The 20,609-nt window shown below is 68.9% G+C and carries 25 protein-coding genes and 1 pseudogene; 2 read left to right on the top strand and 24 right to left on the bottom strand.

Annotated features, from left to right (window positions below; all coding sequences use genetic code 11):
- Nucleotides 1-151: 151 nt before the first annotated feature.
- Entirely contained in the window at nt 152-3,622 is a 3,471-nt protein-coding gene (locus tag ACZ5AJ_RS03820; RefSeq protein ID WP_464137236.1) for a phage tail tape measure protein, read from the bottom strand.
- Nucleotides 3,623-3,675: 53 nt separating this feature from the next.
- Between ACZ5AJ_RS03820 and ACZ5AJ_RS03825 the strand changes: the two genes are divergently transcribed.
- Nucleotides 3,676-3,885, top strand: coding sequence for a hypothetical protein (locus ACZ5AJ_RS03825; protein WP_464137238.1), 210 nt, complete (start codon nt 3,676-3,678; stop codon nt 3,883-3,885).
- A 59-nt stretch (nt 3,886-3,944) separates the two neighbouring features.
- Nucleotides 3,945-4,310, top strand: coding sequence for a hypothetical protein (locus ACZ5AJ_RS03830; RefSeq protein WP_464137240.1), 366 nt, complete (start codon nt 3,945-3,947; stop codon nt 4,308-4,310).
- Nucleotides 4,311-4,315: 5 nt separating this feature from the next.
- On the opposite strand, the gene ACZ5AJ_RS03835 is transcribed toward ACZ5AJ_RS03830, so the two are convergent.
- The 23 genes and pseudogenes from ACZ5AJ_RS03835 to ACZ5AJ_RS03945 all read right to left on the bottom strand — a co-directional run bounded on the left by ACZ5AJ_RS03835 (nt 4,316) and on the right by ACZ5AJ_RS03945 (nt 20,475).
- A complete protein-coding gene (locus ACZ5AJ_RS03835; protein WP_464137241.1) occupies nt 4,316-4,588 on the bottom strand; it encodes a hypothetical protein in 273 nt (90 codons plus the stop codon).
- 68 nt (nt 4,589-4,656) lie between these two features.
- Entirely contained in the window at nt 4,657-5,307 is a 651-nt protein-coding gene (locus tag ACZ5AJ_RS03840; protein ID WP_464137243.1) for a hypothetical protein, read from the bottom strand.
- Between the two features lie 131 nt (nt 5,308-5,438).
- Nucleotides 5,439-5,954, bottom strand: a complete 516-nt coding sequence (locus tag ACZ5AJ_RS03845; protein ID WP_464137246.1) for a phage tail tube protein — start codon at nt 5,952-5,954, stop codon at nt 5,439-5,441.
- Nucleotide 5,955: 1 nt separating this feature from the next.
- The gene (locus ACZ5AJ_RS03850) at nt 5,956-6,120 is read right to left on the bottom strand and encodes a hypothetical protein (RefSeq protein WP_464137248.1); all 165 of its coding nucleotides are present in this window, start codon (nt 6,118-6,120) and stop codon (nt 5,956-5,958) included.
- Between the two features lie 75 nt (nt 6,121-6,195).
- Nucleotides 6,196-6,633 (bottom strand): hypothetical protein, encoded by a 438-nt coding sequence (locus ACZ5AJ_RS03855; RefSeq protein ID WP_464137250.1) that lies wholly within the window; start codon nt 6,631-6,633, stop codon nt 6,196-6,198.
- On the bottom strand, nt 6,630-7,016 hold the full coding sequence (locus tag ACZ5AJ_RS03860; RefSeq protein ID WP_464137253.1) for a hypothetical protein: 387 nt from the start codon (nt 7,014-7,016) through the stop codon (nt 6,630-6,632). Before ACZ5AJ_RS03860 ends, ACZ5AJ_RS03855 begins: the two co-directional genes overlap by 4 nt.
- Nucleotides 6,997-7,431, bottom strand: a complete 435-nt coding sequence (locus ACZ5AJ_RS03865; RefSeq protein WP_464137255.1) for a DUF6093 family protein — start codon at nt 7,429-7,431, stop codon at nt 6,997-6,999. Before ACZ5AJ_RS03865 ends, ACZ5AJ_RS03860 begins: the two co-directional genes overlap by 20 nt.
- Nucleotides 7,428-7,817 (bottom strand): hypothetical protein, encoded by a 390-nt coding sequence (locus ACZ5AJ_RS03870; protein WP_464137257.1) that lies wholly within the window; start codon nt 7,815-7,817, stop codon nt 7,428-7,430. Before ACZ5AJ_RS03870 ends, ACZ5AJ_RS03865 begins: the two co-directional genes overlap by 4 nt.
- 17 nt (nt 7,818-7,834) lie before the next feature.
- A complete protein-coding gene (locus ACZ5AJ_RS03875; protein WP_464137259.1) occupies nt 7,835-8,278 on the bottom strand; it encodes a hypothetical protein in 444 nt (147 codons plus the stop codon).
- Between the two features lie 11 nt (nt 8,279-8,289).
- A complete protein-coding gene (locus ACZ5AJ_RS03880; RefSeq protein WP_464137260.1) occupies nt 8,290-9,321 on the bottom strand; it encodes a major capsid protein in 1,032 nt (343 codons plus the stop codon).
- Nucleotides 9,322-9,332: 11 nt separating this feature from the next.
- Entirely contained in the window at nt 9,333-9,725 is a 393-nt protein-coding gene (locus ACZ5AJ_RS03885; protein ID WP_464137262.1) for a head decoration protein, read from the bottom strand.
- A gap of 54 nt (nt 9,726-9,779) precedes the next feature.
- Entirely contained in the window at nt 9,780-10,445 is a 666-nt protein-coding gene (locus tag ACZ5AJ_RS03890; RefSeq protein ID WP_464137264.1) for a hypothetical protein, read from the bottom strand.
- A 178-nt stretch (nt 10,446-10,623) separates the two neighbouring features.
- The gene (locus ACZ5AJ_RS03895; protein WP_464137267.1) at nt 10,624-11,961 is read right to left on the bottom strand and encodes a hypothetical protein; all 1,338 of its coding nucleotides are present in this window, start codon (nt 11,959-11,961) and stop codon (nt 10,624-10,626) included.
- Complete coding sequence (locus ACZ5AJ_RS03900; protein WP_464137269.1) at nt 11,961-13,322, bottom strand: phage portal protein; 1,362 nt, start codon at nt 13,320-13,322, stop codon at nt 11,961-11,963. Before ACZ5AJ_RS03900 ends, ACZ5AJ_RS03895 begins: the two co-directional genes overlap by 1 nt.
- Nucleotides 13,323-13,343: 21 nt before the next feature.
- Nucleotides 13,344-15,071, bottom strand: coding sequence for a terminase large subunit (locus ACZ5AJ_RS03905; protein ID WP_464137271.1), 1,728 nt, complete (start codon nt 15,069-15,071; stop codon nt 13,344-13,346).
- A 47-nt stretch (nt 15,072-15,118) separates the two neighbouring features.
- Nucleotides 15,119-15,724 (bottom strand): phage terminase small subunit P27 family, encoded by a 606-nt coding sequence (locus ACZ5AJ_RS03910; RefSeq protein ID WP_464137273.1) that lies wholly within the window; start codon nt 15,722-15,724, stop codon nt 15,119-15,121.
- A gap of 901 nt (nt 15,725-16,625) precedes the next feature.
- Nucleotides 16,626-17,435: a hypothetical protein gene (locus tag ACZ5AJ_RS03915; RefSeq protein WP_464137275.1), complete on the bottom strand. Its 810-nt coding sequence runs from the start codon at nt 17,433-17,435 to the stop codon at nt 16,626-16,628.
- A gap of 127 nt (nt 17,436-17,562) precedes the next feature.
- Complete coding sequence (locus tag ACZ5AJ_RS03920; protein ID WP_464138794.1) at nt 17,563-17,733, bottom strand: hypothetical protein; 171 nt, start codon at nt 17,731-17,733, stop codon at nt 17,563-17,565.
- A 541-nt stretch (nt 17,734-18,274) separates the two neighbouring features.
- Nucleotides 18,275-18,745: pseudogene (locus ACZ5AJ_RS03925) on the bottom strand (hypothetical protein); the annotation flags it as partial.
- Nucleotides 18,746-18,955: 210 nt separating this feature from the next.
- Nucleotides 18,956-19,282 (bottom strand): hypothetical protein, encoded by a 327-nt coding sequence (locus tag ACZ5AJ_RS03930; protein WP_464137277.1) that lies wholly within the window; start codon nt 19,280-19,282, stop codon nt 18,956-18,958.
- Nucleotides 19,279-19,656: a hypothetical protein gene (locus tag ACZ5AJ_RS03935; protein ID WP_464137279.1), complete on the bottom strand. Its 378-nt coding sequence runs from the start codon at nt 19,654-19,656 to the stop codon at nt 19,279-19,281. Before ACZ5AJ_RS03935 ends, ACZ5AJ_RS03930 begins: the two co-directional genes overlap by 4 nt.
- Nucleotides 19,653-19,895: a hypothetical protein gene (locus ACZ5AJ_RS03940; protein WP_464137280.1), complete on the bottom strand. Its 243-nt coding sequence runs from the start codon at nt 19,893-19,895 to the stop codon at nt 19,653-19,655. Before ACZ5AJ_RS03940 ends, ACZ5AJ_RS03935 begins: the two co-directional genes overlap by 4 nt.
- A 202-nt stretch (nt 19,896-20,097) precedes the next feature.
- The gene (locus ACZ5AJ_RS03945) at nt 20,098-20,475 is read right to left on the bottom strand and encodes a hypothetical protein (RefSeq protein ID WP_464137282.1); all 378 of its coding nucleotides are present in this window, start codon (nt 20,473-20,475) and stop codon (nt 20,098-20,100) included.
- Between the last annotated feature and the right edge of the window lie 134 nt (nt 20,476-20,609).

Raw genomic sequence — 20,609 nt, forward strand, 5'->3', positions numbered from 1 at the left:
TCCCATGCACGCGGCCGCTCCGGGATGACCTGCACCCGTCGACGCCCCTCGACCGTGATCTCAGAGACGTACCGTTCCGCGACATCGATTCTCTCCTGCGAGGAGCACCGGAGTTCCACGAGACGCCCCAGCTGCCCGAGATACTCGGCCATCAGGACCTCCTCGTCACGAACGGTGCGCGTTGCGCCTTGCCAGCGCGGACCATCTCGCCATACAGCGTGCTCGATCCGACCTGCACCATCGGCTGCCATCCCGACATTGCCGACGCGACCGCCGACGCGACCGCAGCCGTGTCGACCGAAGCCGCGACCGTCTGCACCCCTGCGACACTGCTCGCCGGAGCCATAGACGGGACAGCGGCATACCCGCCGCCCTCGATGCCGCCACCATCCGCGAAGCGCAGCGCACCCGTCCGGATCGATGACCGCATCCGATAGATCGCGTCATGCCCACCGGCGAGCGCGACCTCGGCCGCGGTGATCACGTGCTCGCCGTTGGAGAGGTAAGCGGCGATGCTGTCGGAGGTGCCGGTGCCGAGCCCGTGGACAGCGCCGCCGGCGGCCTTCGAGATCGGTGCGGAGCCGGAGAATCCGGAGAAGACCTGCTTCACTCGCTGCGTGATCACGGCGCTGCGAGAGCGGGCTGCGAAGTTCAGCGCCGACTCCGCGGCGCCCGTGACTGCGGATGCGGTGATGGTCGAGGACCGGTCCCGGGCGGTGGAGTTGATGTCGGACTCGGCGCCGCCGGTGTCGGCGTCGACGTTGATCGTGCCCGTCGTCCCATCTGCGTGGGCCTTCGCGGAGTCGGTTGCCGAGTTCGCGCCGGAGTTGTCGCCGTCGATCGTGAGCGTGCCCTCGGAGAGGTTCACCTGCAGGATCGCGGCGGCGAGCGCTTCCTCGGCCGGGTAGGACTGGCCGTTGATGGTGACGGTGCCGTCGCTGGTGTCGATCGTGGTGAGGACGGTGGCGAGGGCTTCTTCGGCGGTGAGCGTCTCTCCGTTGATGGTGACGGTGCCGCCCTGGCCGTCGACCTGGATGAGGAAGGCCTGAACGTCTTCCTCGGCGCCGCCGGTGTCGACCCATGCGTCGATGATGAGCTGCGGGTCCGAGGTGTTGACCGTGGAGACGAGCCCGTCGAACTTGTCCTCGGCGGGGCCCGTGTCCGCGTCGACGTCGACCTCGGCTGTGTCGCCGGTGATGAGGGCGATGAGCTCTGCTGCTGCGGTGGTCGCCCGGTCGGTCTCGAGCTCGACCTGGGTCTGGATGGTCTCGGGGGTGAGACCGATCGACTCGAGGTAGGCGTCAAGCTCCGCCTGCGGGACGTCATAGGCCTCACCCAGTGCGACGATCTCGTCGTAGCGCTGCTGCATGATGCCGGAGGTGACATCGCCGTTGGCGGTCGCGGACTCGAGCTCGCGGAGGTAGGCGCCGGCGACGTCGTCGAGGGCTTCCTCGTAGCGGCGTGCTGCCTCGGTGCCGTCATCCCAGTGGGTGGTGCCGTCGTACTCGTCGAGGAGGGCGTAGGCGTCGTCGAGGGCGTCCTCGTAGTTGCGGGTCGCGTCGCGGGCGGCGAGGAAGGCGTTGCCGACCTCGGTGAGAGCACTGATGTGCTCGTCGATCGCGGCGACCGCCTCGTCCGTCGCGGAGGTCGACTCCTCGACCTCGCCGGTGTACTCGGAGATCGCGCCGCTAGCCTCGTCGACCACAGGTGTGAGCTCGCCCGTCGCGAGCTTCGCGAGGGTCGTGGAGTCCGCCTCGAGACCCATGGCGGTAGCGGTCTGAGTGAGGGCCGTCTGCAGCGTGGGGAGCTGCTCGATCAGGTCCTCGGCCGTATAGCCGTAGGCCTCGGCGGACTCGACGGCCGCGTTGAAGGACTCGTGGAAGGTGTCGTCGAGCCCGGCGTCGTTGAGCGAGGACAGGGCCTTGTCGAGCTCTCCGAGGCGCTCGGCGGCGAGCCCAGCTGTGGTGTCGAATCCAGCGAATCCGGCGGTCACCTGCTCGATGCCCTTGGAGACGCCCCAGCCGTTGACGAGGTCGAGGGCGTCGCCGACGCCCTTGATGGAGAAGCCCGCGTTGGAGGACGACGCGACGAGCTCGTCCATGCTGGCTGCGGTGACGGTGCCGGTGGTCTGCACATTCGCGAGAGACGCGGCGATCTGGTCTGCGGCCGGGACGCCTTCCTTGAAGGCGTCCGTGACCGACGAGACGATGTTCAGGCCGACGAAGGCGGCACCGAGCGCACCAGCCCGCTTCGCGACGGTCCCGAGGCTGCTCGCGAGCCGTGGCGAGCTATCTCGCATCTGCTTGAACGCGGTGACGGTGTCCATCACGCGCGGGAACAGCAGCAGGAATGTGCCGGCGGCGAGTGATGCCGCACCGGTGACGCCGCCGATGCCCGCGATGGATCGCTGCACCGGGTCCGGGAGGTCCGCAAACCATCCGGCGACGCCGGAGACGCCGTCGGCGAGGTCCGCGACTGCCGGCAGGACGACGCCGCCGATGCTGATGCCGAAGTCGATCAGCGAGTTCTTCGCCATCGCGATGCGGGACTCGGCGGTCTCGTACCTCTTGCTGGCCTCCTCGATCAGGGCAGTGCCCCGCTCGAACTCTCCGTTGCCGGTGGCCATGGCATCAGCGAGGACGCCGCTGGCCGAGGACAGGCGCAGCAGTGCGTCCGACTCCCGGATCCCCGTGATGCCGAGCTCGGACAGGACTCCATTCGTGGTCATGCCCTGCGACTCGACGCTGGACAGACCGGTGACAAAGGCGTCCAGAGCAGCAGCAGGATCGGACTGCCACGCCGCCGTGAACTGCTCCGCCGACATGCCGGAGACCTGCGCGAACAGCTCGAGGCTGTCGCCGCCATCGTCGACGGCCTTCCCGATGCGCTTCATGGTCTGCGACATGGCAGTGCCGCCGGCCTCCGCCTCGATGCCGACGGACGACATCGCGGTGGCCATGCCGAGGATCTCGCCCTCGGTGAGCCCGGCCTGCTCGCCGGCGCCCGCGAGCCGCATCGCCATGTCGACGATCTCGGACTCGGTGGTCGCGAAGTTGTTGCCGAGCCCGACGACGGCGGCGCCGAGGCGGCCGATGTCGCCCTGGCTGGTCTGGGTGATGTTCATGAACCGCGCGAGGGCGGTCGCGGCCTCCTCCGCAGACAGGTTCGTCGACTCGCCAAGATCGATCATCGTCCGCGTGAAGGACAGGACATTCGGGGTGGCGATGCCGAGCTGACCCGCAGCTTCCGCGACCGCGGCGATCTCCTCATGCGAGGCAGGGAGCTCGCGGGCCATCGACCGCAGGCCGGACTCGAGCGCATCCATCTGCACGGCAGTGCCGTCGACGGTCTTCGTGACGCCCGCCCACGAGGACTCCCAGTCCATCGCGGCCTTCGTCGCGAGCGCGAGCGCACCCACGGTCGCGGCGCCGAAGCCCGTCAGCGTGCTTCCGGCCGTGCTCCACGCCTCACGGTTCGTCTGCGCAGACTGCACCATCTGGCCAAGCGCAGTGTCAGCCTGCTTGGCAGCGTCCTCAGTGCCCTTCGCAGTCTCCTCGACTGCCTTCGTGGCCTCCGCCATCTCCTTCTTGAATCCGGAGACCTCGGCCCGAAGTCGCACCACGATGCTACGGTCAGCCAATACGCCACCCCCTGGGTCGATCGAAGGAGCGACGGATGCTGACCGTCAGAGATTTCTGGACCCGCATCGCCATCGGCGCGGTGATGATGCTTCTCGGGCTGCTCGCGCTCACCGGGGACGTGATCGTCCTGCGAGTGCTCGGCGTGGCCCTGCTCTTCGCAGGCCTCGGCAACATCGTCTGGGTGGTGATCAGCGCATCGCTGATCGTGCGGAAGGCAAAGCGGATCGAGCGGGACCGCCGCTAGCCGAGCTTCAGCTACACCCGGCATCCACGTCATCACTCCACGCGCTCCAGGGAGCACGCATGAAGATCAGATCCGTCCCCGCTGCCATCGCCCTGCTCGTGCTGCTCTCGGCGTGCGCCGACATGAAGGGCTTCGAGGATTCCGACCCCGAAGCGCACAGCGCGTGCACGAAGTTCCTTGAGGAGGAGCTGCCGGAGGGAAATGCAGAGCTCGATGACCCGCTGGTCGCCCTCGGGACGACGTTGATCGTCGGAGAGCACGCAGCCAATGCCTCCACGCCCGAGATCCAAGCGGTCGCCGAAGAGGTGACAGGGACAGGCCAGTACCTCATCGACGAGGCCGCTCTCATCAGCGTGTGTGAGGACAACGGCTACGAGGTCTCCACGGGGAGCCTTGCTGAGCTCTGGCAGAGCAAGAACGCCTGACCCCTCTATCTGCCGACGCGGGTCTTGTCCTTGAAGCCGACGAGGACGCCCTTCTCGGGCTGCTTGTCCTTCGCCCTCTCCGCCTGCCACTCCTCAGCGGCCACGAGGTAGATGCAGGTCCTCTCGACAGGCACCGGCTCGATCTCCGACGTGTCCCCATCGCACTCGTCGACGTAGTGCAGAGGGCCCGCACCTGACGGGCACACCTCCATGTCATGCTGGCTCAGCGCGAGCACCAGCAGACGATCCCAGTCCGTCCACCCCTCGACCCCGGTCATGAGATGCGACAGCGTCGTCCCCCACGACCGGGCCGTCGACAGGGCCTCACGGATGTGCGGGAACCGCCTCAGCGCTCGCGCGAGGAAGGGACCGACGGCAGCACCGGGCCGACGTCGTTGAGCTCCACCACACCCTTGTCCAGAGCACGCATCGGACCGTCACCGATCTTCTGCCGCATCCGACGAAGCTGCTTCGCGGACATCTTCGAGCTCTTCCGGCCCGTCGCCGGCTCGTACACGCCCACGATCGCCGCCGAGATGACCATGTCGCCGAGCGCGACCTCATCGACCTTCGTCACCGGCTTCCCATCTCGGCCCCGCACCGGCTTCCCCTCGCGATCCAGCACCAGCTTCGTCGGCGCCTTCTCGGCGAGCGCCTTCTGCTCCTCGCGGTTGAGGCGCTCGATGGTGATGAGGAGGCGGGAGTCCTCCATGCGGTCGGCGATCGCGTCGAGCTGCTCCTGGATGGAGACGTCGCCCATGGCCTCGTCGAGAGCGGGGGAGGCGTCATCGGTGGGGAGTTGGGCGGCGAGGCGCTCGTACTCCTCGAGGAGGCCCCAGTCGCGGTAGATGGTGATCTCGCGGCGGGGCCGGGTGCCAGCGTCGATCCAGTCGTCGATCCAGGCGTCGATGTCGAAGTCCTCGGTGGTGGTGCCGAAGTCGGTGCGCTGGTCGTCGTCGAGGGTGAGTTCGCTGTCGGGGGTGGGTTCAGTGGTCATGGGGTTCTCCTGTGCTCCTGTGCTCCTGTACTCCTGGACTCCTGGGGTTTCCCTCGCGGGGAGGGAGCTGGGCGGGGGAGCGCAGGAGTAACGCTCGACCCCGCCCAGCAGCTGAGCGCCTGGGTGATGCGTCAGGCGGCGAGGGTGACGTCCAGGTGGCCTTCCTGGATGGCGAGGTCGATGACCCGCTTGATGAAGCCGTCGCGGTCGGAGGGCTTCTTCGGGTTGTCGAGGAGCGCCCGGTAGACGGAGACCTCGTCTCCGGCTTCCCAGTCGTCGGTGGACATCTTGTAGGAGTCCCGCTCGACGAGCCAGATCTCGACGCCCTTGGTCTTGAGGGCCTGGTAGACCTCGTCGCCGGTGACATCGACCTGGCCGGTCTCGTCGTCGAAGTATCGGAAGGGTGCGATCTGGCCCTCGAAGTTCGACGCCCCGTAGACGGTGGCGTTGACGTCGCGGCACAGCTCGGGGTCGCTGACGGTGTCGGAGGTGGTCGGGCCGAGGGTGTACGGGGTCTTCGCGATCCGGCAGGACAGGTCGATGCCGGCGGTGACCTCGGCGAGAGTGGGTGCGTCGGGATCGGCGGGTGCCGCGGCGAGCAGCTGCAGCTTGATGTGCCCGTTGGCGAGGGAGCGGACGACGGCCATGTCAGGCCTCCTTCTTCGTGCTGGTGGAGGCCCCGGTGGTGCCGCGGGCCTTGGACTTCGGGGTCAGAGACAGGTGGGGGAAGATGTCCAGCCAGGTCTCGGGGACGCGCTGCGGGAGCTTCGCGCCGGTCTTGGTGTCGTACGCCTCGATGAGCTTCGTGGGCATGCGGGCACCGCCTTTCATGACGAAGCCCCCGGCGCGCTGCGCCGAGGGCGGATGGAGGGTGATGGTGGAGCAGGGTCAGGTCGCGTACGGCGTCGACCCGATCCGGTAGATGTCGACCGCGAAGAAGGCGGCCGGAGCAGCGGTGGCCTGGCCGTTGAGGCGGACCTCGCGATCCGCCTCGACGTCCTGGGATGCCTCGAGCCGCATCTCCCAGCCGTCCCGTCCGGGGACGATCAGCTGCTGCCGCTCGAGCACGGCACGGGACAGCTCCACGAGCTCCCGCACCGCCTTGGGGGCGAGGGCGGTGTGCGTGACCCGGATCAGGGCCTGCACGCCGTCCTCGCAGTCGCCGAGGGACTCCGAGAATCCCGTGACGGTCCCCCCGGACAGCACCAGGAACGGGTACTTGTCGGGGTCGGATGCGACCCTCGACGCGTCCGTGTCATGGATCTCCATGTCGGGGAACGCCGGCGCGAGAAGGGCCCGGACGGCGTCGAAGTGCTCGGCGATCACAGGAGACCATCCAGCAGTGCGGCGAGGGCCTGCTCGAAGCGGTCAGCCTCGTTCAGCATCGCGACCGACGGGTCCGGGACGGTCCCGCCGCCGCGGCTGGTGCCGAAGATCGCGATGTTCGCGAGAGCACCGCCGTACTTCGACTTGTCAGGCCCGATCTGGGCCTCGACACCGTCCGCGAGCACTCGCGTGTCGTAGTTGACGGAGAAGGTGATCCCCCGGAACGACGGCGAGGACGCGAGGTCCATCTGGAGCTCTTGCTTGATGTTCAGGGCGCCCTTCTCCACGACGGGGCGGACGCCCTTCTGTACCTTGTCCGGGATCCGGGCGAGGTCGGTGGCGAGGGTGCGCAGCTCCGACACGTCAACGTGGATCTCCGCCACGGAGCACCTCCTGCACGTTCATGCGGACAGCGGTGGTCCACGTCTTGTCCTCGTCGGAGCGCAGACGCATCCACACACCGACCAGGCGAGGGTTCCGCGAGTCGACGAACTCGACGAGGTCGCCGGTCTGCACGTCCGCCGTCCCGTAGGGGAAGTGGACCTGCGCGACACGGGCGGTCACCCGGGCGACCCCTCCGAGATCCGGGGACGACGGGTACGACGCGTCGTTCTGGGCCTTGGCCGGCGCACCGTCGGGGTCGCCATAGACGATCCGGAGCTCGTCGACGGTCTTCCCGCGTCCGTTCGTCGTCTGCTGCCCGGTGGGCCGCCACACCCGGACCGTGTCCTCCATGAGGACGGCCGCCGCAGCGCGACCGCGAGCGGTCATCGCCTCGATCTGCGCCAGGGACCTCATGACGGGATCACCGTCCAGGCGCCACGACCAGATCGGCGCAGCAGACTCAGCATCGCGTCGGTGGGGAGCAGGACTCCCTCGGCGCGCGCAGAGTCGATCGTCAGCTGCTCCGACTCGGAGTAGTCGTCGATCGCCATCGACAGGTTCCGGGTGCGGGCGCCCTCCGGGTTCTTGAGGACGTTCGCGACCATCTCGCCCTGCACCGAGGAGACGACCTCCTGCGGGAGGGACCCATCGTCGATCCGACGGGCGATCCGCAGACCAGGAATCGCGAGGAGCCGCACCCAGGCGACCTGGAGCAGTCTCTCCGCCTGGGCCTCCTGGGCAGGGGCGAGGTCAGGGAAGAACATCTTGACGTCGTCGAGCGTCGCCCTGTTCTCTGCCATGACCCCACCCCCTCCGGTCAGGCGTCGTCGGCCGGCGCATCGGCGTCGCCATCGGCGTCCACCTCCGCGTCGTCCGCACCTTCGGTGTTCTCGTCCTCCGGGGCGTCGGCATCCTCATCGGTCGGCTCACCCTCCGGCGAGCCGACGGTGGCGGGCGCAAAGCCCGCCTCGGCGAGGACCGCGAGGATCGCCGGCTTCGTGCGGGCGTCGCCGAGGACGACATCCTGGGCCTTCGCGAAGAGCTTCAGCTCCTTCACGGTCCAGGACTCGTCCAGCGGCTCGTCAGCGGCCCGCGGGCGAGGCTCCGTCGCCGGAGCCCCGGCCGGGGCCGGCGCGGCAGCGACCGCGTCGACCCAGACCTTGGGGTTCGTGATCCGGGCGGCGATGTCCGCGGGGACCTCGACGCCGGGCCTGAAGGCGACGCCGTCGACGTACACGGTGCGCTTGAGCAGCTTCGTCATCGCCTGCCTCCTCAGAGCACGTCCGCGACCAGCAGCTTGCGCGGGTCGTAGATCACGGGCATGACGACGCCGCCGACCTTCGTCCACGTGTGGACGGGATCGAAGGTCCTCATCACGACGCCGACGAGACCCGGCAGCTGCTCGTAGGTCAGCTCCGGGTTGGACAGGCCAGCGAGCTCGAGCGCCTCCGCCGTGATGCCCCAGACGGTCTCGCCGAGGGACGCACGGTCCTCGGGGCCGAAGATGACCTTGTCCTGAGAGATCACGCGGGTGTCCGTGCCACCGACCTCGACACGGGTGTCGTAGATCGTGATCGGCGGCAGATCGAAGGTCTCCAGCACGCCGGCCAGCTGACCGGGGGCCAGGTTCGGAGGCGTGACGACACCGGGGAACGCGGACGACTTCACCTCCGCACACTGCAGCATGTTCGCTCGCGCCGTGCGGGACATGATGATGTAGCCGGGCGGGACACCGTTCACGTCGGTGTACTGCTCGACCCACTCGGTCAGATCCGAGATCGGCGTCGCGTTCTCGTGGTCCGACCACAGCGTCGTCGGTGCGACCAGGTTGTCACCGGGGACACCGAAGTCCGCCTCCAGGGTGAGCCCGTTCTCGTCGGCGAGGGTGAACGTGCCATCCTCGAGAACGTCACCGCGAGCGACCTCGACGCGGGCCAGGACGGCGCGCGTGTTGATCTCCACGTCGTCGTACACCTGATCGGCGATCGAGGCGAGGGTGCCGCCACCGTTGCGGATCCGCTCGAGCTGCAGACGCTCGAGCTCACCGATGACGGTCTTCTGACCGACCGGGGGCAGCATCACCCGACGGCGCGAGAAGCTGTCCCGCTGTCCGATCGGGGTCTCCGCGTCGTACGAGCGGAAGCTCGCGGCGCGGTTCGTGCGGGTCACCGAGTCGATGGTCGCCTCGATGTCCTGCACGGTGCGGTTGGGAAGGAAGTCCGCGAGGATGTAGTTCGCGGGCGTGGGGACCTCACGCGTGAACGCGGTCAGGGCCCCACCGGGGACGAGATCGTTCAGGATCATCTCGGGCCTCCTCAGCGGTAGCGGATCTGACCAGCGAGGTCAGCCTTGGCGAGCGCATCCAGGCCGGAGTCGGCCGGAAGCTTGGACTCCACGACAGCTCCGTGGTCGAGCAGCGGGGCACCCAGGCGGGTGGCGCCGGTGGCGACCTTGATGCTGTTGAAGAGATGGCCGGCCGCGGTGTCGCGACCGTCCTCGGCGTCCGGGTCGTAGGGCCCGAACAGGCCCGAGGCCGTGATCTCCGCCAGCACGGTGCCGGAGGGGATGTAGCCGTCGGGGTAGTGGGTCGCGGCGGTGAACGCGGCGACGTCGAGGGTGATGGAGCGGTTGCTCTCCGTGCCGTGCTGCGATCCGAGCCACGCCCGGTTCTCGCTGCCGTACACCTCGTCACGGACGGTGAGGTCCATGTCGTCCTCCTTCAGAGGCTGGGGGTTGACGGCCGTCCCGGGCGGGGCGGCCGGTTACTGCTGCTGGGGAGCGCCGTACCGGGCCTTCGCCCGCTCGGCACCCTGCTCGTACGACGACTCCTTGGCGTTGCCGCGCGGACCCTGGCCCGGGTCCGGTGGGGGAGTCGCCGTCCCGGCGCCCGTTCCCCACGTGCTGATCCAGTCGTCGGCGTCCTTCTCGATGTCCTCGCGGGTCGATCCCTTGAGACGCTCAGCAGCCTGCAGGTTCAGCCCCTTCGCCGCGGCGACCCGATAGCGCTCAATGAGCGCGTCCCGGTCAGCGAGGTCACGGGTCAGCTGCGAGTGCTCCGACTGGAGTCGCTCAGCAGCCTCCTGCTGGCGCTGCTCCTCCGACTTCGAGGCGTCCTCGAGCTCCTTGATCCGGGCCTGCGCGACGGCGAGATCGGCCGAGGCCTTCTTCGACGCCGAGCGCTCCGCAGCCAGCGCCGACTTCAGCCCCTTGTCGGGGTCGTCGCCAGCAGACTGACCGTCACCGGCAGGCTGACCCTCCCTATCGGCGTCGCCGGAGCCGGCGTCACCGCCCGGGGGATCCCCGGCGCCGTCGGCGACGCTCATCTGAGCGTCACCGAAGGTCTGCCGGTGGAAGTCGATCAGAGCGTCGATCCCTCCCGGCGCCGTCAGATCGATGCCGTGAGGGAAGGGCTTGCGCGTGGTGGTCATGGTGGTGCTGCTCCTCATCACGAGGTCGCGGCCGCCCGCATCACACGGAACGACCTGGGATGTGAACGGGCCACCCGCATCACGCGGACCAGCCCAGGGACACGGCCACCGGCATCACGCCGACAGCCGCAGGGGATGCCCGCCCACGGCGAGCGCGGCGCCGCCGGTACGGCAGCGCCTAGATTCGGGTCCCCGGTGCGGGGAGGGTGTGCCTGGTGCCGAGAGCGGTGTCGCCGCCGTCGAGTCCGAGGACGTAGCGGCGGTAGGCGGCCTCGGCGCGGGCGCGGTCGGCGTCCGTCGGCGGGCGGGGGAGGGAGCCTCCGCGGGGCGTGCCGCGGCCCTCGGTGAGGAAGCGCCAGCGCTGTGCGGCGCCGGCCTGGTAGGGATTCATACCTGCCCTGACCATCTGCCAGTCCCGGTCGGCGCGGTAGCGGCGCTTCTCGGCCTCGGTCATCGTGCCCATGTTGGTGGGGTCGCGGAGACCGGTGAGCCAGGATTCCTTGGTGGCGCGGGACGCGTTCTTGGAGAGGCGGAAGGGTCCGGCTATCGAGCCGCCGGGCTCCTGACCGCCGGGGAGGATGTAGCCATCCTCCTCGAGCATGCGGAGGGCGCGGGTGCGGGTGCCGGCGGTGCGGTAGATCTCGTCGACGGTGCGGCGGGCTCGGCCGGTGCCGCGGCGGCCGAAGTTGCCGCGCCTCGAGGTGCCCTCCCATGTGGTCCGGGCGCGCTGAGATCCGACTCTGGTCATGCCGCGGCGGGCGTTGACGACCTGGTAGACGTCGGCGCCGTCGCGGATCGCGCGGGCCTCGGACTTCCCGAAGATCTTGGTCTGCTCCTCAGGGGTGAGGGAGTGGAAGTAGGCGTAGGGGTCGGCGAGGAGACCCTCGTCCTGCATCGCCTGGCTGTTCTTCGCGGCCACGTGGATGCAGTCGCAGTTCGGGTGGCGGTCGAAGCCCTTGTTCCATCGGTACCACTTCCCTGCGAGCACGGCGCAACGCGAGCACGACGGCGGGTTCAGCATCCGCGTGTAGCCGATGGCGTCGCGGGAGACGACGTCGACCGACGCGACAGCCCGGCCGGAGTCCCGTACGGCGCCGGCGGCGAGCCGGTCCAGACGGGCCCTGCCGATCTCGAGGGCCTGCCGCATCGTCATCCCGCCCGCCAGGGCCCGCTTCGTGCCGATCACCGGCATGTACAGTGCGCTCGCGAGGTCACCGCCGTCGTCGAGGACGCCGGTGAATGCCGAGGGGTCCGCGAACGCCCGAGGGAACTCGTACTCGTCGCGGTCGGCGAGGGTCTCGGCGTTGTATGCGGCCGCGGCGGACGTCGCGTCGCCCTGCACCTCCGTGATCCCGGCGGTGAGCAGGGGGAGCTGCTCGCGCCAGGATGCGGAGAGGTGACGGGGCTCGATCTGGGCCCAGGCGCGGCGACCGCGACGCACCGCACGCAGCTGCAGGACCTGCATCCACGAGTAGTGCTCGGCGGCAGCGCCGGGAGGGTTCTGCTCAGCGGCCATCAGACCTCCTGGGCGGCGTCCTCACGAGTGATCCGGGAGACGAACGGGTCATTGATGTTCGTGAGGTCCCAGTGCTCCATCTGCTTCCGCTCCTCCTGGGAGTAGCCGAGGTCCTTCCGGGCCTGCTGCGGCGGGATGATGCCCTGGGAGACGAGCTTGACGGCGTAATCCGCCATCTGTCCCTCGGTCGGTGTCGCCACGGGACGGAACTGCGTCTCGATGCGACGCATGTCCGGCTCGTAGCGGCCGAGGATGCGGAGGTTGTTGCGCTGCACCTCGGCGTGCGCGCCGCCGAGGATCGTCACCTTCCGCTCCGCGCGCTTGTTCTTCGTGATCTCCGCGGCCTTGAGAGCCTCGGCGGACGCCGGGTTGTCGCCGCCGAACGCGGTCACGTAGGACGGCAGCGAGGCGAGGATGCTGGCGATCTGGAAGAGCAGCTTGATCGAGGAATGGAAGTTCGTGAGGTCCGCCTCCGGGAACTGGCCGACCTGGACGTCGTTGCCGTTGACCTCGGACGCCCAGATGCCGCCGGCAAGCTTCTTCCAGTCGGAGATCGGGTTGCCGTCCTCGTCCTGGAAGTCCTCCTCGCTGAGGCCGAACGCGTACCGGCGGGGCATGGCATGGAACTCGCCGCTGATCATCAGATCGGTGGCCATCTTGTTGATGGCGTCGGCGATCGGGACCACGTCCTCGAACTCCGAGCGGCCGAACGGCTCGAGCATCCGCGGCTGGTTCGGGAACGGCACGATCAGCGGGGAGCCGAGACCGTGGTCCCAGCGGGAGTCCTCGATCCAGTCCGGGCCGACCCGTCGGAACGTGACCCTCGAGTCCGGGAGGTAGAGGGTGCCCCACTCGATCTTCTCGTCGCCGTCATCCTCGACCCACCGCTTGATGCCATCGCTGATCCGGCGAGTCCGCGGATCCCTCCGGGCGTATGCCTGGAAGGGCGACTCGACAGTCACTACGGGGAGCTCATCGGCGCCGTCGGCGGGACCGGAGATCATGTAGGCATCTCCCAGGCCGATGGACTCGGTGTGCAGGAGGGACGCCTGCTCGTCGAGGTCGTTCTCCTTCCAGATGTCCCACATCAACTCGTCGATCATCTCGCTGGGGCCACCGTTGCCCTTCGACGGGGCCCGGAAGCCCGTCACGTCGAGAACCGACTCGTACTGCTCGGTCACGATCTTCGGCCAGTTGATCACCAGCTGCGTGATCCTGCCGCCGAACTCCTGCTCGAGCGCCGGCGCCATGAACCGCAGCGGCTGCAGCCCCTTGAGGTACAGGTCAGCGGTAGTCAGCGACTCATGGCGGCCGAGCCGAATCCGCTCCAGCTTCATGAACGTCTCGAGCTCGGTCGCCACGAGCCCACCCCCTTTCCGCGGTCACCGCCGGGAGCCGACGATGACCTTCCTGTCACGCGCCTTCGACGCTGTGCGGATCCACCCATCCAGGCCGGTCACGGCCGCCTGGATGCCATCGATACGGGTCAGGGACTTCTCCCGGTCCGGCTTCACCGGCCGCAGGTTGTCCGTCTGGTCGCGCTTCACCTCGACCACCGAGGCCATCCACCGCGTCACCGGATCGTCCGGGACACGGATCAGGCCGGCGCCGAGCAGCCGCTCGAACTCCTTCGCGGGCGCTGACAGCCCGATGAAGCCCTGACCCACCGGGTTCACGTCGACACCGCGGAGCTCTTCATCCAGCTCCTGCACGATCTGCCCCGCGAACATGCGGTCGTACGAGATGCGCTGCATGTCGAAGTGCCGGCAGTCCTCGAGGATCTGCGCCTTGACCGCGGCGTAGTCGATGACGTCGCCGTCGGTCGCCGTCACGTGCCCGTCGGCGACCCACTGCGACAGCGGCACGAGCAGCTGCCGCTCGAGATCCTCGACGCGATCACCGGGGACGAAGTAGCGCACCACAAGATCCAGGTCGAAGCCCGGGCGCTTCGACTGCACCCACACCGCCCATGCGGTGAAGTCCGAGACCGCCGACAGGTCCAGGCCGCCCCACGCGCGCCGACCCCGCAGGGGACCCACGTCGATCGGCGCCCGCACCTCGTCGAACTTGTCGAGGTTCAGCCAGCGCGACTGCGAGCGCGTGCGGAGGTTCAGCGAGAGCCGCAGATAGGTCGGCAGGTACGTCGGCGAGGACTTCGCCTTCGTCGCCTCACCCGCGAGATAGCGCTTCGTCGGCGACTTCCCGAAGCCCGGGTTCGCCTTCCGCTGCGTCTCCTCGGAGAACGGATCGTCCGACGGCTCAGCCGCCCAGATCACCCCGTAGTGCGAGGCGTCCTCGAGGATCCCCAGCGCCAGGTTCCTGGTCAGCTGATGCTTCTCGTCGTAGATCGTGCCCTCTTCGGCCTCGTCAGCCGTCGTGATGAAGACGATCAGCGGCTGATCCCGGGCGCCGACGCCGGTCTCGATCGCCTCGACCAGACCGCGCCGCAGACGCAACGTGTGAACCTCGTCGATGATCGCCCCAGAGACGTTCAGGCCATGCGCGGTCTCCGCGACCCTCGACAGCACCCGCAGGATGCTCCCCGTCTTCGGGACCCGCACCACGTCCTTCAACGGCTCGATCCGCCGGCGAGCGCTCCGCGAGGTCGACAGCATCCGCTTCGCGTCGTCGAACACGCGTCCGGCCTGCATCGTGCTTCCGGCTGCGTTGTACACCTCGGCGCCCGGTTCGGAGTCCGCGAGGAGCAGGACGCCGGAGACGCCGGAGGAGAGGGTGCTCTTCCCGTTCTTGCGAGGGACCTCGATCCACGCTGAGCGGATGACGCGGACGACGCGGTCGATCTCCTCATCGTGGAAGACCCAGCCGAAGATCGGGGCCATCACCCAGACGACCTGCCAGGGGTCCAGGCCCTCGCCGAGACGCATGCGGACGCCCGCCCAGCGGCCCTTGGTGTGTCGGAACATCCCGATCGCCTGGAGCGCCCGCTGCGCGCGGCCGACGTCGAACCAGGCGCCCGGATGGTTCGGGGCCTGGCAGGCGACGACGAGGGGCTTGCGCTGGGCGGCGTCGACGATCTGCTCGTGCGTGAGGCCGAGCTCGATCAGGGAGTCGTAGGGGACCGGCAGCGTCGAGAGGTCGACCTCGTCCACCAGCGCTCACCCCCTGGCCGTGCACGGCGCCGGGGGAGCGCTGGCGGTCAGTCGAAGATCCCGTCGTCGTCCTCGTCGTCGCCGCCGGGCGTCGAGGGCAGACCAGTCCGGGCGCTCGGCGACAGGCCGAGCTCACGGATGTACGTCTTCAGCTGGACGCGGTACTGGCCAGCGACGGTCGTCAGCGGGTTCTTCGCGGCACCACGCTGGCCCATCACGATCAGACCCTGTCGGGCGAGCTCGTGCTCGCACCATTCCAGGCGGGCGATGCACACGCACATGTCCACGACGATCGACCAGTCCGGATCGGACAAGCCGATCGAGTTCCGCAGGATCGGCACGACACGGGCCCACTCCTCGGCGGCGCGCTTGCGGACGAAGCGGGTGCCGTTGATCGCCTGCCGACGAAGCTCGTAGGTCTCGAGCTGCTTCTCCCAGCGATAGACCCGCTGGGTGAAGTGCTCGATCGACTCGTCATCCTCCCGGACGGGCTCCTTCGGCTTCCGCGGGGCCTTCGCCTCCGGGAACTCCCGCGCCCAGTTGGGCTCCGGGAACTCCGACGGCGGCAGCACCACTGGCTCGTCGACCGGTCGATGCGAGGGGTTCCCTTCTCGGAGCACGGCGAGCGCCGGGCGACGTGCCGGACCGGGCATCGGGCACCTCCTGACCGGGCGCTCGGGCCCCTCAGATGGCCCAGGGGGACCCCCTGATCAGAACCCTTCAACCTGCGGCGGTGCGTGTTCTCCTCCCCGGCGGTCCCTGGACCCGCGGGGGGGAGGGGGTCCCCCCACCCATCGCCGCAGGTCAGAGCGTCGGGCATCGTCGGCGCGAGCGACGACCGTGCGAGCAAAACCGCAGGTCAGAGCGTTTCGTCTCGGTCGTCGATCGATCGTCGAAGCGGCCTTCGACGAGCGATCAGGCGACGCTCGCGAGGGACCGAAGCTGGTCCTTCGCGGCGCTGCTCAACGGTCGTTGCCGCGGTGCTTGACCGAACGTCCCGCAGCTGACAGGTTGCATCGCTCATGTGCCGGACCGAGGTAGGCGGTGCGGTCGTCCGTGTGGTCGGGGGACCACCGGGTGCCGGGCACGATGGGGGCACCGCACCGCACACACCGGACCGTGCCGGTGGCGATGATGGGCTCCCACCTCGCCCGCTCCGCATCATGCGCACGCCCATACCCACGCTGCTGCCGGGTGCCACGGGTGCGCTCATACCGGGAGGCATGCTCCGGGCAGTACCGCTCCCGCACACCGACCGTGTCGGGACAGCCCGGAACGGGACAGGGACGACGCAGAGCACGAGGCATCGCCGCACTCCTCTCGCCCGGAGCACACCGGCGACGCCGACCCTGGGGAGTAGCGGGTCCAGGGCCGACGCCGACGGTGGCGGGGTGATGCTCATCCCTGTGCGATCCCGGGGCGGAGCATCCACGCGCCCGGGCAGTGCCATGCCCACACCCGCCCCGGGCATGCGAGAACCCCGGGCGCCAGGGGAGGGCTGCACCGGGGTTCTCGATCTGCGTCAGGGCATGCTGAACACGCACTCGCAGGGTACTACATCCCTGCCGCACGAGGCGACGCAGGTGCTGCCTCCCGGCGTGTCCCCGTCCGCACGTGCCCACGGATCCGATGGAACTCCCCGAGCTCGTCGGCGCCGTAGCGGCCACGCTCGTCGGGCACTGCGAAGAACACCGGCTCGACATCGACCCGCTCGCCAGACTCCTCAGACAGCCGCCTCGACTCCTCCCGGGCACGAGCCTTCGCCCGACGCCGATGCGCCTTGATCCTCTCCGCGATGCCCGGCCAGAAGTGGTCCGCCTCCGCCGGCGTCATCCGCCACGACTCCGGCGACTCATCCAGCAGCTCCCGCATCCTCGCCTCGACATCGTGCAGCTCGATCGTCCTCGGCTCCACCCGCTCGACATCACCGACGAGCGACCGCAGCAGACCGAGCGTCAAACCGAGCTGCTGCTCAACCCATCGCAGAAGCTCCTCGTGCGCCACGATCCACCGCGCCGCCTCATCGAGGAACGCGATCGCCGACGACAACGACTCACCCGCCACCGACCGCTCGCCCTGCCACTCCCGCACCAGATCCGCGACATCCCGCAGGACCGTCACAGGATGCGGCAGGTCATCCGGCACCGACGCATGATCAGCTACCGGACCGAGCACAGCCAGCGCACGCCCACCCGGTAACGGCCGCTCCCTCGACCCCGACGGAGCCATCGAGATCGACTGCCGACCGATCGACAGCATCACCTCCGACACCTCATCGAGCAGCCGAGGAACCTCCGCCAGCTCATTCCTCAGACGGTTCACCCGATTCTCGAACTCCCAACCATCATGCAGGCCCTCGCTCATCGCCCCTCCTTCTCGCACTTCCAGCACGGCCGATCCAGACCATGCCGGGGACACATCGACTGCTCATCCCGATCAACCCACGAACCCACGTGATCCCTGAACGGAGAACCCTCCCGGCCAGGAACCCTCAGGTAGTCCACCGGAGGGACATCCCCAGCCCTACCCCGACCAGCACCAGCACCAGCACCAGCACCAGCAGACCCAGCACCAGGGGAGCCACCAGGAGACCCACCCCGGCGCCGCCGACGGCGGCGCCTACCGGAACCACCACCTTCACCGTCACCAGTACCTGAATCATCACCATCACCAGGACCCCCTACGGGCACGCGCGCGCCCGAGGACAGCTCCTGTTCTCTGATCTGTGCGGGTATCAGAGTCGGCGGGGGACTCTGATCCGGGAGGGCTTCCGTGATCGGGACCTCCTGGAGCCAGGGAGTGGACGGAGAGGGCCGGGGCCCTGCAACCGGAACGGGGGAACCGACACGGCCCTCTGCGTCCACTCGATGGCGACCGGGAGCCTGGACCGGCACCGTGATCCGCGACCCTGCGACCCCGTCGGGGTGCGAGTCCACGCGCGACCCAGCGACCCTCTGTGGGTGCGAGTCCACGCGCGACCCAGCGACCCTCTGTGGGTGCGAGTCCACGCGCGACCCTGCGACCCCGTCCGGGTGCGAGTCCACGACGCGGATCGACGGCGACCCTGCGACCCCATGCGGGTGCGAGTCCACCGGATCCAGCGTGACGGTGTCGGCCTTCTGCGGTGCCGGGCGCAGGGTGAGTCCCGCTTCCTCCGGCGTCCGCTGGCCCTTCTTCTGGTTGCACTCCCTGCACATCATCGCGAGGTTGGCAGCACCGCAGACGATCCACGGATCGATGTGATCCATCGTGGGCGTCTTCGCGGACTTCCGGTCCTGGCGATTCATGAGGTGCCCGCACAGGCGGCAGCGCGCCCGCTCGGGATCCTCCGGTAAGCAGTCCCGCGCCCAGACCTGAGCGCGTAACGCCTTGTTCTGCAGCTCCTTCTTCTTGGCGATGTTCAGCTTCGCCTGGACGCCATGGTCGTAGGCCCGCTGCCACCAGTCGTGGAAGCGGTACTCCGCCGGGCCGAGCGGCCGGCACGTCCGGCAGGACGCGAGGTGCTGCATGCACGTCTCACAGTCCTGTTCCGTCGACGCGTCATGCCACAGGCCGACGTCGACCAGGGCCCGGGCGCCGAGGTCCGCCCAGTCGTGGTTGAGCATGATGCGGACCGTGTCCGCGCGGGTGATCAGCCCGTCCGTGAACGATCCGCGGGACACCGTCCCGGCCATGGTCCAGAGAGTGATCGCGATCGATCCCGACGCGTCATTCTCCAGGCCGCGACCGAGCAGGTCCCGGAACTTCGGATTCGCATTCAGCTCATCCACGAGCGTGAAGAACACGCTGCCTCCTCAACATCAGTCGCTGCATCTGCACTCGCCCGTGACGGGGTTGATCACCCCGCCGCAGGACTCACACAAGGTCGTCGTCGGCATCACGCATCACCTCCTCCCCCTCGGAGCACGGCCCCGCTCCAGCAGCTGCCGGCGAGGGCCGCTGCTGTCACGGGAAGCATGGAGCGCCGCATTGAAGGCGGCGAAGTCGGAGAGCGGGAGGCGGTGGCTCACGGAGTCGAGGGTGACCTCGAGGCGGTAGAGGGCGCGCATGAACGCGTCGGTCTGCATATGGAGCGTGAAGGTGACGGTCTGCTCGCCACTCTGGGCGGCCAGCGATGTGAGCGTGCTGGCACGGCGGGCGTCGCGGCGGACGCGGCGGCGGTGGCGCCGGGCGAGGGTCTTCTGGGACGGGCAGTAGCGGAAGCGGGTCATGATGCGTCCTCCCAGGGGGTGACGAAGCGGCGGACAGCCCGTGCTTGAAGCTTGCTGAGGGGGAAAGCACTGTGCCGTCTCGCGTAGTCGGCTTGCTCCAGGAGCTCGTTGATCATGCTGGGGCTGGGCATCCGCTCCTCCTTGGCCTCGACGGGGACGAGGGCGGTCCAGCCGATCAGGGACTCGTCCCAGCCGACCTCGCTGGCGCCGATGCGCCACGGGACTTGGTGGGAGCTGTCTCCGGCAGCGACCTTGACGGCAACGTGATTCCTGAACCGTGAGGGCTGGTCGGGATCGAGGAGTGCGATCGTGCCGACAGGCAGCGCGGCAGCCTGGGCGGTCGACTCGATGACGACAGGTCGGTAGAGCCTCATGCGATCACCTCGCACGGGTGCTCCCGGCGCAGCGGACCGATGGTGATCGCGCCGATCGTGAGGGTGACCTTGACGTCGACGAGGTAGTGCCGCGTCTCGCCACTCATCTGGTGCTCGGTGACGATCTCCGAGGAGATGTCGAGCGCGGTGAGGAGACCGGAGAGAGTGCTTCCCTCGTGCTGGACGATGATCCGCTTGGCGCCGATGTCGTCGGCGGAGAGCTTGCCGACGGTGCTCATCGAACCTTCCTTCCTTGGGGGCGGCGGGCTGGCCGCGAGTAGCAGGCAGAACACAGGGGATCGGTGTCGACGGCAGCCTGGTCATCCATCAGGACCGGGACCCCGCACAGCGTGTAGCGGACCTCCGCGTCCTCGGCGCCGCCGACAATGTGCGCAACGCGGCCGCGGCGCAGCCGGACCCGGGACCCGGGCCGATGCCGGTTCACGAGCCGACCTTCTCGAGCTCGAACCGGAAGTGCGTGCAGTGCACCCCCTGCACCCGATACCGGGCGCCGTCGAAGAAAATCGCCCCGCCCTCCGGTGGAGCAGGGACCTCGCCCACCGGGAGCAGCTCACCGTCCAGCGGGCCACCCTCGAAGTCGACGATCACGAGCCCACGATCGACCGGGGGCGGCGGCGGGCACCGATGCAGTGCCAGCATCAGCGCCCACATCCCCGCGAGCGTCGCCCAGAGCACGCTGCTCCAGTCCTGGCTCACGACCGCCGTGATCGCACCGGCGAGCGCGCCGCCGGCGCCGATGGCCGGGGCCACCCAGGGCTTCTCGGCGATGGTCAGGAAGCGGCACTGCTCGGTGGTCATCGGGGGTCCTCCCATGTGTCGAGCTGGTGTTCTGTGCCGCATGCGACGTGTGGGCCGTCGTGGTCGACCTTGCGGGTGCAGACGAGGATGGACTCTGCGAAGCACACCGGGTCCAGGGGAGTGGCCTCGGAGCA

It is taken from the genome of Brachybacterium zhongshanense (assembly GCF_055385755.1).

What these genes read in the sequence shown, in the direction of transcription:
- ACZ5AJ_RS03825 (WP_464137238.1), top strand. Translation starts at nt 3,676, where the DNA reads ATGCTGACCGTCAGAGATTTCTGGACCCGCATCGCCATCGGCGCGGTG.
- ACZ5AJ_RS03830 (WP_464137240.1), top strand. Translation starts at nt 3,945, where the DNA reads ATGAAGATCAGATCCGTCCCCGCTGCCATCGCCCTGCTCGTGCTGCTC.
- ACZ5AJ_RS03835 (WP_464137241.1), bottom strand. Translation starts at nt 4,588, where the DNA reads ATGACCGGGGTCGAGGGGTGGACGGACTGGGATCGTCTGCTGGTGCTC.
- ACZ5AJ_RS03840 (WP_464137243.1), bottom strand. Translation starts at nt 5,307, where the DNA reads ATGACCACTGAACCCACCCCCGACAGCGAACTCACCCTCGACGACGAC.
- ACZ5AJ_RS03845 (WP_464137246.1), bottom strand. Translation starts at nt 5,954, where the DNA reads ATGGCCGTCGTCCGCTCCCTCGCCAACGGGCACATCAAGCTGCAGCTG.
- ACZ5AJ_RS03850 (WP_464137248.1), bottom strand. Translation starts at nt 6,120, where the DNA reads ATGCCCACGAAGCTCATCGAGGCGTACGACACCAAGACCGGCGCGAAG.
- ACZ5AJ_RS03865 (WP_464137255.1), bottom strand. Translation starts at nt 7,431, where the DNA reads ATGAGGTCCCTGGCGCAGATCGAGGCGATGACCGCTCGCGGTCGCGCT.
- ACZ5AJ_RS03870 (WP_464137257.1), bottom strand. Translation starts at nt 7,817, where the DNA reads ATGGCAGAGAACAGGGCGACGCTCGACGACGTCAAGATGTTCTTCCCT.
- ACZ5AJ_RS03875 (WP_464137259.1), bottom strand. Translation starts at nt 8,278, where the DNA reads ATGACGAAGCTGCTCAAGCGCACCGTGTACGTCGACGGCGTCGCCTTC.
- ACZ5AJ_RS03880 (WP_464137260.1), bottom strand. Translation starts at nt 9,321, where the DNA reads ATGATCCTGAACGATCTCGTCCCCGGTGGGGCCCTGACCGCGTTCACG.
- ACZ5AJ_RS03885 (WP_464137262.1), bottom strand. Translation starts at nt 9,725, where the DNA reads ATGGACCTCACCGTCCGTGACGAGGTGTACGGCAGCGAGAACCGGGCG.
- ACZ5AJ_RS03890 (WP_464137264.1), bottom strand. Translation starts at nt 10,445, where the DNA reads ATGACCACCACGCGCAAGCCCTTCCCTCACGGCATCGATCTGACGGCG.
- ACZ5AJ_RS03895 (WP_464137267.1), bottom strand. Translation starts at nt 11,961, where the DNA reads ATGGCCGCTGAGCAGAACCCTCCCGGCGCTGCCGCCGAGCACTACTCG.
- ACZ5AJ_RS03910 (WP_464137273.1), bottom strand. Translation starts at nt 15,724, where the DNA reads ATGCCCGGTCCGGCACGTCGCCCGGCGCTCGCCGTGCTCCGAGAAGGG.
- ACZ5AJ_RS03915 (WP_464137275.1), bottom strand. Translation starts at nt 17,435, where the DNA reads ATGAGCGAGGGCCTGCATGATGGTTGGGAGTTCGAGAATCGGGTGAAC.
- ACZ5AJ_RS03920 (WP_464138794.1), bottom strand. Translation starts at nt 17,733, where the DNA reads ATGATTCAGGTACTGGTGACGGTGAAGGTGGTGGTTCCGGTAGGCGCC.
- ACZ5AJ_RS03930 (WP_464137277.1), bottom strand. Translation starts at nt 19,282, where the DNA reads ATGACCCGCTTCCGCTACTGCCCGTCCCAGAAGACCCTCGCCCGGCGC.
- ACZ5AJ_RS03935 (WP_464137279.1), bottom strand. Translation starts at nt 19,656, where the DNA reads ATGAGGCTCTACCGACCTGTCGTCATCGAGTCGACCGCCCAGGCTGCC.
- ACZ5AJ_RS03940 (WP_464137280.1), bottom strand. Translation starts at nt 19,895, where the DNA reads ATGAGCACCGTCGGCAAGCTCTCCGCCGACGACATCGGCGCCAAGCGG.
- ACZ5AJ_RS03945 (WP_464137282.1), bottom strand. Translation starts at nt 20,475, where the DNA reads ATGACCACCGAGCAGTGCCGCTTCCTGACCATCGCCGAGAAGCCCTGG.